Genomic DNA, 10,011 nt, shown 5'->3' on the forward strand with positions numbered 1-10,011 from the left:
CGCTTACGTATGCTTACATAGCGTTTAACAACAAGAGGAAATAATTAAGCTGTTGTTTATAAAGAAAATTACTTAGAAATTCACACAATAAAACACCAAACCATTATACCCACTAACTGTAATGACTTTAGTATTTAGATTACCCTCATTCCGTCCCTTTAGCAGATCAAATAATCGGTAACCATGAACAGACAAAACGGCTTCACCCTCTTAGAACTCATCATCTCTGTATTAATTTTAGCGATCGTTTCGGCGACAGCTATGGTCAAGTTCTTAGACGTTCAAGGAAGTGCTCGTGCGAGTAAAATACACGATGTGGCTGGTAACCTTCGCACGGGTATCGATATGATCTACGCGAAGTCAGCAATTGCTGGCGTTGAGGATGAGTGCAACTATGTTGAAAAGACGGAGATTGAGACCTACTACGTCTGCCACGGCTATCCAATCGCCTATGTTGATTCGCTAAGAAGACTGCTCAATATCGACGCAACAGAGCTTCATGTCATCAACAAAGAAGTAGACTCTGGCAGCAATGCAGAAAGAGTAGCCGCCATCTCTTTCGACACCGAAAACTACACCTATTCGCCAGAAGGAGACTTTTGTCAGGTGCTTTACCAGCCAGAAAAAGAACCACAAATCGTGGTGCTTGATGGTGCATGTTAAATACTCAACGATTGCACGCTTTCATAGTTAACACAAAGCCACCGCAACAGATCTTTGAATATCATATGGTTACGCTAACATTTGCTCAAAAATAACACTAATTGATCTAACTTGTTACTGCTTACACTTTTAGGCAGTGCTCATGGTATAACACCAACCTCATTCATATCTTATTTTCATCACTAGCCGATGAATATTTACATGGGTACGTATTTGACATATATGTCAATAATAGTCCCATTAAAATCCTTTAATCAACGACTCATGATAAACATCATCCTTTCCCTATTTTAAATATCCCAACTTAAATCTTCATCATTTAAAATATGTGACAGAATAAGTTAAAGTCAATTATTCAACAAATATAATTAATTCTATCATTGACCAATTTAATTCAATTACCAAACCAACAAGAAAATTAAATTATATTAATATCACATAAATTGACATAATTTAATTTTATCCTGAAAAATTCTGATAAATCTGACACATCGATAAGCTGAATGAATACCACCAGAAGCTACATTAGAAACCTCTAAATTCAGTCGCTAAACCTACCGCGTAGAAGCTGTGAAATGGATAAATACCAAAACAAATGGATAAATCCCCTTTACCCCTTGTAAATCATTGGCTTTCATTTATAAATTCAACTTTTGGGTGAACATCTCCATAACCTTTCATTAAAGCCCAAATTCTGCGATTAGTATCAACATCTTGAGAGAAAATGGTGACATTTTGGTTATATTATTTAGATCGAACTCTTGTGTTGAATGAAAATCCCAGCCATCACATATCCATCACACAAATATAATAACTATCGCTTAGGAGTTGAGCTATGCACTGTTCTTTCAATATAAATAACAATAATGAGAGCTTGCAACTAATCTACAATGAAGAAAAAATATACATAAAAAGAAACAGTAATAAGATATCAGAGGAAACTCTTAATAGTAAAGAGAGTTTTGTTTTCAAATACCTTATTGAACACTCGTCAATATCAAACCCTCAATCTGCACGAGATGTTGAAGAATCTTTTAAATTACACTTTGACGAAGAGTTTAGCTTATACGCGTTAAAAAACATTATTGCTTCTATAAGAAAGAAATATCGAAGCTTATGCAAAAAAGCGAAGGTAGATAATAATAGCGAACTTATCTCTAACCTTTATAAGGTAGGTTACTTTATCGATCTCGATAAAAGCTCAACCAATCGTATCGCACCTAAGTACGACATCAACCAGTTCAAGCCCAGCCAGTTCGAGATGTTGAAACTGATGTTCAACACGTATCATCGAGAGCTGATCAAGGCTCTGATAGCCGTGTTCACCATCTCTTCCTTTTTCCTATTCGTTGTCTACTTTTTCCAAATCCTTTATACGACGAAGATTGCGAATGAATACAGTGAGAACACCAAACATATTGCAGCGGAAGTCATGGACTACGGTTGCGATAGCCACGGGGCAGTACACTCGCTAAGGCACTCGCTCAACCTTGATTCTGTCGTCATGACCACACCTTATGGCTCCTGTTATATCTCTAAAACACGCTCTAAGATGATAGAGCTCGATCAGGTAGACGACTTCTACGATAGCGCTGATTTTGCCTATTCGCGCTTCATAGATACCGAGCATGACATCGAGATGATTGTTCGAATATCTAAACGCTCTATCGAAGCTCGATACAAGAACTCACTATTGCCTCTGTTAGTCGATTCTATCTCCATCAAAAAAAATGGTTACTACATCCTAAACCTTGGCGAAGAGAGTAAATCTATCTATCAAACATCCCTGCCAACCGGTGCGACCATCACCTTCTACAGTGACGATATAGTTGCGCTGTGGATTGCACTTTCTCTGATACTCGCCACCCTGCTTTATCGCTCCTATATTCTGGGCTTTGTGATCTACCTGTTTCGTTGGAAACACATCTCCTTTGAAGAAGAGCCGATCATCAACACAGAAGACAACAGCGTTCTCTATTACGAGTTGTTATCTCGTGTGCGTAACGTTGGCGTTTTAAGCTTTATCAACACCATGAGACGCACCAATTTACTCACCTTTCATACTATCTTACTCATCGAGACAGTAAGGAAAGCGAAGTTAAATAACAGCCATGAGATCTATGGTGTCAACGTGTGCCCAAGTGCTTTGGTAGGGTCAAACTTCGCAAGGCTCAGAGAGCATCTAGCCGCGATGGAAGCGAATGAATTTGTTGTCGAGATCACTGAATATTCGAACATTGGCTATGGATGTGAGGTTATCGATAACATTAAGGATATCAAAAAGCTTGGTATCACCATCGCTCTAGATGACTTTGGCACGGGTAATAACAACATCGAAATCATCAATGTCATCTCTCCTACCTATCTAAAACTGGATCGCTGCTTTGTTAAGGATATCGAGTCAGGAGAACACCATCAGGGTGTATTACTTAATATCTCGGAGATTGGACGCCTATCAAATATCACAATGATTTATGAAGGTGTCGAGACGCGTAGGCAGCAATATATCTTGTGTCAGTTGGGCTACAACTTACATCAAGGTTACCTGTATAGCAGGCCTCAAAGTACAACCGACGCATAGCCTAGCCAATATCATTTCCTGAGGTTCAAGCAACAACGGGTTCTGCTGAGTCTAGTGTGTGTCGTGCAGGGCTAATGGTCGCTCTCACACAAGCTTCAGGCTCTACAGGAAAGTAGGCGTCAATCAACCCTTGGGCAGAAAGCGGCTTATCAAAGTAATAACCTTGTAGTAAATCACAATGGTATTGCTGTAGCTTCGCCATCTGTTCTGGGGTTTCAACCCCTTCAGCCACGACCTTCATCTGGCACGATGCACCAATATCAATAATGGCTTTCACCAAGGTTTCACTGTGTTGGCTGGAATTCAGCTTGCCAATGAAAGAGCGGTCTATCTTTATCTCGGTGATCGGCAAAGTATTTAGGTAATTCAGTGATGAAAAGCCTGTACCAAAGTCATCAAGCGAGATGCCAAATCCATATTCTCTTAGCCTTTTCAATATTGGCTCGACAATATGCAGGTCTTTGATGAGGATGTTTTCGGTCAGTTCTAGCGTAACTCGGCAAGGGTCGATGCCGACTTCTTCAATGAGGCGGATGACTTTATCGTCGAACCCTAACTCAAACACTTGTTTAGGTGACACGTTCACGGAAACACAGACCGCCTCAGGACCGTTTGACATCAAACGTAAGGTATCTTCACACGCTTTCCTTAATACAAACTCACCAATCTCATGAATCTTGCCGATTCGCTCTGCTGCGGGAATAAAATCCAACGGAGACACAAAGCCAAGCAAGCTATTATGCCAACGACACAGTGCCTCAACGCCTTTTAGCTGCTCGGTATGGGAATCCACTTGAGGTTGGTAAAGCACGCTGAACTCACCCTTCTCTAATGCCGTTTTAAGCTGTTCTTCGACTGAAAATCCGTACTTCACTTTCTGATTGATCACATCATCATAGAAGATCGCATCGCCTTTATTCAGCTCCTTGGCCTTGTACAACACAATATCGGCTTTGGTTAGCAGTTCCTCTACCTCTGTTCCATCATAGGGGTACATCGACACGCCGGCCGAGCACTGTGTCGAGACCGAAGCACCATGAATATTAAATAAGGGTTTGAAGACATCTTGGATTTGTTGGACTTTCTGCTCCGCTTCCACAAGGTCGTGAATACCCGGTAGGCAGAAGACAAACTCATCGCCTCCGAAACGTGAAACAATATCGTTAGCCCCTAAAATTCGCTCAAATCGCAAACCTATCTGTTTAAGGAGTTCATCTCCACTCGCATGGCCATATTGGTCATTGATGCGTTTAAAGTTATCTAAGTCAACGAACACCAACGCCACCAATTTGCCTTCCAATTTCGAATGAGCGATAGCTCGACTTACTTGCAGTTCAAGCTCAGAGCGATTAGGGAGCGCGGTCAGAGAGTCATGTCTTGCCATATGTTGTAGACGGCGGCGGCTATTTTGGATTCGATTGAAGTCGTCAGAAATCCTCTGCTCCATTTGATCAAAGCGCAGCGATATCCTTCGACTAACCAGAGCACTGATAAAAATACAGAGTAAGGTCGCCAGCACACTTAATATAAGAATCAGTCCAAACTCATTACGTGAGTCCAAGAGTAGCTGGTTTTTTCTGTGTTCAATGGAAGCATTAATATTGTTCAAGTACACGCCTGTACCCACTATCCAATCCCAATCTCCGACCTTTTTTACGTAGCTACTCTTAGGACCAATGAAACCCTGTTTATCAACGGTGATGTAGTCAACAAACCCACCCGACTCAGCTTGCGCTAACACGTCTTGCTTGAAGTTGTTTCCAAGGTCGTCGTAAACATTAAGATCTTGCCCGGTATGAATTTGGTGTGCATGAAGTAGGCTGTCACCATTCTGTTCAAAAACGAACAAGTATCCATTATCACCGACCGTTACCTTCGACAATATCTCAAGAATTCTTTGGTAACTGACTCGTTTAACATCATCGAGAGAAATGCCAGTACCGAAATACCAATCAAAGGGTTCGAACCGACGAATGTAGCTGAGTTTTTCGAAGTGCGTATTGTCGATGTGTGGCTTTTCAAAATCTTGCCCATCAAAGCCAGGGCGAGGCACAAAATAGCGGGAATAAGCCCCATTATTCTGTTTAAGAAGCGCTATTTGTTGTTTGATGACCGCCACACCACGACTATCAGTCGTTTCAAGTTGATTGGTATTTTCTAACTCAGGATCGCGAGGATGAACCAGCACTGTGCCTTGCATATCGTAGGCGTAAATGTAGTCTTTTTTGTCCGCGTAGCTCAGCTTTCTGATCTCGTTAAGAATGAGTAACTTAAGCTCTTCTTCCGGCAGGTGTTGATTCGAGGAGTAGATATTCTGTGCGGCGGTATAGGCTCTATCTAACCGACGGGTAATACGCTTTTTCACCTCGATTTCGACAAGACGTTGAGTGTGCTTTATCTGTTGCGACACTTGAAGAACTTGCGTCTCAATAGAGTTCTTTTGGGCGGAGATGTAGTCTGTTCTGATGAGATCTACCAATGCCTTGACCTTCTGGTCTACGCTCGTAAACATCGCCACATTCAAGACGATTGCAGAAAAGATGATGATGGTGATCGGCAAATACTTAGTAAACCAGACCAACTTTTTATCATTAATGTGCAACATACAAACTCAACAACACAGAACAGGATTCCATATAATCTCATTATTTTACTGAACATCCAACCATAAAAGTTAACATTCAGCTAATTTATAGAAAAAGCTTGTCTATCTCAGAAAAAAGGTTAGTGTTATACACATGTATATCACCATGCAGTTTTAATTATGACCGAATGGAAAGACGACCAGCCGATCTTTAGGCAGCTTGCCGCCAAGATCAGTGACCAAATTCTTCAAGGTGTTTGGCTAGAGCTACAAGCACTGCCCTCTGTGCGTGCGGTTGCCGCCGATCTCAAGATCAACCACCTTACTGTCATGAAAAGCTACCAGTTACTGGTGGATGAAGGCTTGGTAGAGAAAAAACGCGGCCAAGGTATGTATGTGGCCGAAGGGGCACTTCAAAAATTGAAAGAGTCTGCACACCAATCATTCATCAACACACAAATCCCAGCCATCGCTGAGACGCTAAGCATCATTGATATGAGTGTCGAAGAACTCGTGAAACAGCTAGCACAACATATAAAGGACAAGTCATGAGTACTTTACTTTCCGTGAAAAACGTAACCAAAACCTATTCAAATCAAGTGGGTGTCGAGAACATCAGCTTTGAGTTAAAACCTGGGCAAGTGCTTGGACTGCTAGGCCACAATGGCGCAGGTAAATCGACTCTGATCAAATCACTGCTTGGCGGACACAGCTATCAAGGTGAGATAGAGGTTAATGGCTACCACCCTATCCACCAGCATGCAGAACTCATGCTGCACTTGTCGTACATCTCAGACGTTAACGTGTTACCCGAGTGGATGACCGTTAAGCAACTGCTTCGATACACCCAAGGTGTACACCCTAGCTTCAATAAACAAAAAGCAGAGCAGACGCTAAGCAGCACCAACATCAAGCTCTCTTCGACTATCAAGCAACTTTCTAAGGGAATGAAGGTACAACTTCACCTTGCGATCATCATCGCGACTGACACCCAAGTGTTGATCTTAGATGAGCCTACGCTTGGCCTAGATTTGCTGTACCGCGATACTTTTTATCGCCATCTACTTGAGTGGTTCCACGACGGCGAACGCGCCATGATCATTGCTAGCCATGAGGTTTCAGAGATTGAACACTTATTAACGGATGTTCTGATTTTAAAACAAGGCCATTGTGTGCTGCAAAAGAGCATGGAAGACATCGAGAACGATTATTTCATTATCGAAGTCGCAAATAACCATTCAAGCGAGATACAGAAACTCAACCCACTCACCTCACAATCCGGCCTAGGCACCACTAAGTGGTTGTTGGAAGGCCAATACAAAGCGCAGGTTGAGTCACTGGGTAACATCTATAACGTTGGTCTCGCAGATCTATTCCTTGCAACACAGACGGAGAAGGCATAATGCATCCAATTTTTTACATGCTAGAAAAAGAACTCATCGAGCACAAAATTAACACTCGATTGCCTCTGTTTGTCGCGTTATGTGGTTTCTTACTGTTCGTTAGTCTGTTCTTCAATGGCGCAGCGCAGCATGAGTTTTTCTTCGAAATGCAAGTGAACGGCGACGTGAGCGACATCCACAGAGAGTTCGCACAAGACCTCAATTCAGTGATCTACTTTGGCGCGGGCCTTATTTCACTGATCCTGTCGACGCTTTACATCCCTAAAACGCTGCGTAAAGAGCGCCAAGAAGGCAGTTCGATGTTTTGGAGAAGTATGCCGGTATCTAACGCAATGACTCACGGTGTGAAACTCGGCTTCGGTTTAGTGGTGATTCCGGCAATCTGTGCGTTGCTCGTGCTGTTCGCCGATTTCCTATTCTGGATATTGAACGTGTCTAGCGAGCAACAGTTGGCTCTACTGGTTGAGCAGCAATCCCTACTGTATGTGCTGAGCAACTGGGTGGTGTTCTTTGGACGAATGATGTTAGTTGCACTGGTTTTATTGCCACTGGCAACCGTGACCCTAGCGATTTCGCAGTTGGTGAACTCTCCATTGCTTGTCATTTTTATCTCAAGCTATGCGATTAAGTTCCTCTCTGTCGCTGTATTTGGGTTCTATGGCATCAACGATTTCCTATCTCTCATCGCATCACTGCCAATGAAGGTACTGACAGCAAGCAACCCATTCAGCGCAATTGCAGAAGCGCCGGTTTTATCGTTAAGTATTTACGTACTGATTGGCGTTGGCGGTTATCTGCTAAGCCTAAAGCTAAATAGAACGGACGATGTGAGCTTAAAGACACTGTTCCAACGCTAGAGTCTATCCTAAGCACGAGTCTTTATCGGGCAGTCACATCAGGTACCAAAATCTAAATCAAAGCTTCCAAGAAATCGGGAGCTTTTTTATTATCAGGACGTTAACGAATACAGGGATGCGAGAACAAGGAACAAACAAGTTTTAATTTGGAGAACGGATTTAACAAACGAAGATAAACTTAGAGGAGGTATTAATGAGCTGACATTGAATTGCATTGTTGTTAATGCCTGCCAGCTCTTTGGGGATGATTTCGTTAGTCGCCGACCAGATGAAGGTCCTTGAGAGTGCTAATGAAATCGGTTTGTTGCGTTTTACATTTGATTAAGCTTTTCAGCTTTTAAAGCTTTACGATTTAAAGCTTATTTCTTTGATGCTTCTTTTGACGTGTCTTTCCAGTATTGGATACGAACGCGATGAAGCTGTGCTCTTCTCATTTTTTTCATAAGGGATATTTCCTTTTCTTTAACTGCTCTTCATGAGCTATTTTTATTGCCAACCATTCGAATCTAACGGTGTTTGATGCCCAGATCAATGATACAAATCACAAAATATATAGAGTTTTGAGTACCATTTACATCAAAGTATGACCTAGATATCAACTATGGCTCAATTCAATCCTATGAGCCGCTGTTCAAAATTAAGGTTAGTTCTCTCAGATGACAAATTCATTTCAGTATCAATACAGTTCAATGATACTAATTTAATAGACCGGACCAACGCTGATTTAGTTCCAGTATCTTATCATTTATTGATTACATCGCCCTTAAAGTTACGGCGTAACTATAAATACATTCGATGTGAGCAAATAATCGCCACATTAGCCTATACGTCACAACATCAAAATGGGATTATGTTTGTAACGGATAGAGCTTTTGATAGAAAAAAACCGTAATGGACCAAATTAAATAGACGTAATTAAATGGACGTAATTATGAGTAAAGTAATTCTGCAAGGGCATATTCTAGTGCCAGACAACGATCTAGAAGCCGTCACACAAGCCTTGGTTGTACACAAAGAACTGACACTGGAAGAACCTGGTTGTATTGTGTTTCGAGTCAGTCAATGACAGCAGACGCGAAAAAGTAACACGGCGGCAATCCTAAAATAACACAGTTTTGCTTCTTTTCATGTGGAATTATCCGGAACATAACGGAACTATCTGGAACAAATCCTCATGACTGACCTGATATGATTTTTCTAAAATTAAGGGCTAATTGTCGTAAGCCCTATTAATTTAATCTCGATGTTAACTAGCCATTACATACGTAGCGGTTAGATCAAACGCCATCCCGTATATGGGATCTGGATTCTGATGAGGTGTTAGTCCTATCCCGCCATGAGTTGCTATTGTTACAGATGCATGAATAAGCTCTACCGGTGAGTTTGGCTTTGTTATGTAAGCCCTTGCATGCGTTATGAAATTACTATCCGGTCTAAACTCTAAAGGGATGATGTCACTTAACCAAGACGTGACTGCCCCACCACCTGGCAACGAAATTGCAATGTTAGCCGTAACGATTCCATTCCTCTTAATTAAATAAACCGAATACCTAACATCTCCTACATCCTTAACGTACTTATATCGGTCCACCTTGTTAAGATTATCTATACTCTCATCAACTGATAGCTTAAATGCGTTGTACTCTTCTACAAAACTATTGAATGCCTCCTTGGTTAGCTTGGTGCTTAGCTCATTCAATATAGTTTGTATTGCATCGTCAGCATTTTCATAAGCTGCTGCAAGTTCGAATAGCGTATCAAGCGCGGCACTTGGATTTCCCCCAAAGATAAGTTCTTTCAGTTTCTCAATTTCATCGTCAGCATGCTTTTGAAGGAAGTTGATTAGACCAGGCTTATCAAGCGTCTGAGTGGTGACCACGCGATCACTGCCAGAGCGATTGTCCACCTCTGACTGTGTAGCAA

The 10,011-nt window shown here is 41.8% G+C and carries 7 protein-coding genes and 1 pseudogene; 6 read left to right on the forward strand and 2 right to left on the reverse strand.

The genetic code is table 11. The features are described 5' to 3' along the window. The first annotated feature begins 183 nt into the window (after positions 1 to 183). Positions 184 to 663 (forward strand): type II secretion system protein, encoded by a 480-nt coding sequence (locus IQQ51_RS21850; protein WP_017060589.1) that lies wholly within the window; start codon positions 184 to 186, stop codon positions 661 to 663. Positions 664 to 1,498: 835 nt separating this feature from the next. Then, on the forward strand, positions 1,499 to 3,244 hold the full coding sequence (locus IQQ51_RS21855; RefSeq protein ID WP_193842128.1) for an EAL domain-containing protein: 1,746 nt from the start codon (positions 1,499 to 1,501) through the stop codon (positions 3,242 to 3,244). A gap of 25 nt (positions 3,245 to 3,269) precedes the next feature. Here IQQ51_RS21855 and IQQ51_RS21860 read toward each other — a convergent pair whose 3' ends face one another. Further along, entirely contained in the window at positions 3,270 to 5,849 is a 2,580-nt protein-coding gene (locus IQQ51_RS21860; RefSeq protein ID WP_193842129.1) for an EAL domain-containing protein, read from the reverse strand. A gap of 159 nt (positions 5,850 to 6,008) precedes the next feature. Between IQQ51_RS21860 and IQQ51_RS21865 the strand changes: the two genes are divergently transcribed. From IQQ51_RS21865 to IQQ51_RS21880, 4 genes and pseudogenes are all read left to right on the forward strand, one after another. Further along, positions 6,009 to 6,380 (forward strand): GntR family transcriptional regulator, encoded by a 372-nt coding sequence (locus IQQ51_RS21865; protein ID WP_017060587.1) that lies wholly within the window; start codon positions 6,009 to 6,011, stop codon positions 6,378 to 6,380. Further along, complete coding sequence (locus tag IQQ51_RS21870; RefSeq protein ID WP_017060586.1) at positions 6,377 to 7,231, forward strand: ABC transporter ATP-binding protein; 855 nt, start codon at positions 6,377 to 6,379, stop codon at positions 7,229 to 7,231. The genes IQQ51_RS21865 and IQQ51_RS21870 overlap by 4 nt, the downstream gene beginning before the upstream one ends. Next, entirely contained in the window at positions 7,231 to 8,088 is an 858-nt protein-coding gene (locus IQQ51_RS21875) for a hypothetical protein (protein ID WP_193842130.1), read from the forward strand. Before IQQ51_RS21870 ends, IQQ51_RS21875 begins: the two co-directional genes overlap by 1 nt. 931 nt (positions 8,089 to 9,019) lie before the next feature. Beyond that, positions 9,020 to 9,151, forward strand: a pseudogene (locus tag IQQ51_RS21880) (antibiotic biosynthesis monooxygenase); the annotation flags it as partial. Between the two features lie 183 nt (positions 9,152 to 9,334). Here IQQ51_RS21880 and IQQ51_RS21885 read toward each other — a convergent pair. Beyond that, a partial coding sequence (locus IQQ51_RS21885; protein WP_228013118.1) for a hypothetical protein occupies positions 9,335 to 10,011 on the reverse strand: 677 nt, incomplete at its 5' end.

The sequence above is a fragment of the Vibrio sp. OPT18 genome, from assembly GCF_015163615.1.
Taxonomy (GTDB): domain Bacteria; phylum Pseudomonadota; class Gammaproteobacteria; order Enterobacterales; family Vibrionaceae; genus Vibrio; species Vibrio coralliirubri.

What these genes read in the sequence shown, in the direction of transcription:
- IQQ51_RS21850 (WP_017060589.1), top strand. Translation starts at nt 184, where the DNA reads ATGAACAGACAAAACGGCTTCACCCTCTTAGAACTCATCATCTCTGTA.
- IQQ51_RS21855 (WP_193842128.1), top strand. Translation starts at nt 1,499, where the DNA reads ATGCACTGTTCTTTCAATATAAATAACAATAATGAGAGCTTGCAACTA.
- IQQ51_RS21860 (WP_193842129.1), bottom strand. Translation starts at nt 5,849, where the DNA reads ATGTTGCACATTAATGATAAAAAGTTGGTCTGGTTTACTAAGTATTTG.
- IQQ51_RS21865 (WP_017060587.1), top strand. Translation starts at nt 6,009, where the DNA reads ATGACCGAATGGAAAGACGACCAGCCGATCTTTAGGCAGCTTGCCGCC.
- IQQ51_RS21870 (WP_017060586.1), top strand. Translation starts at nt 6,377, where the DNA reads ATGAGTACTTTACTTTCCGTGAAAAACGTAACCAAAACCTATTCAAAT.
- IQQ51_RS21875 (WP_193842130.1), top strand. Translation starts at nt 7,231, where the DNA reads ATGCATCCAATTTTTTACATGCTAGAAAAAGAACTCATCGAGCACAAA.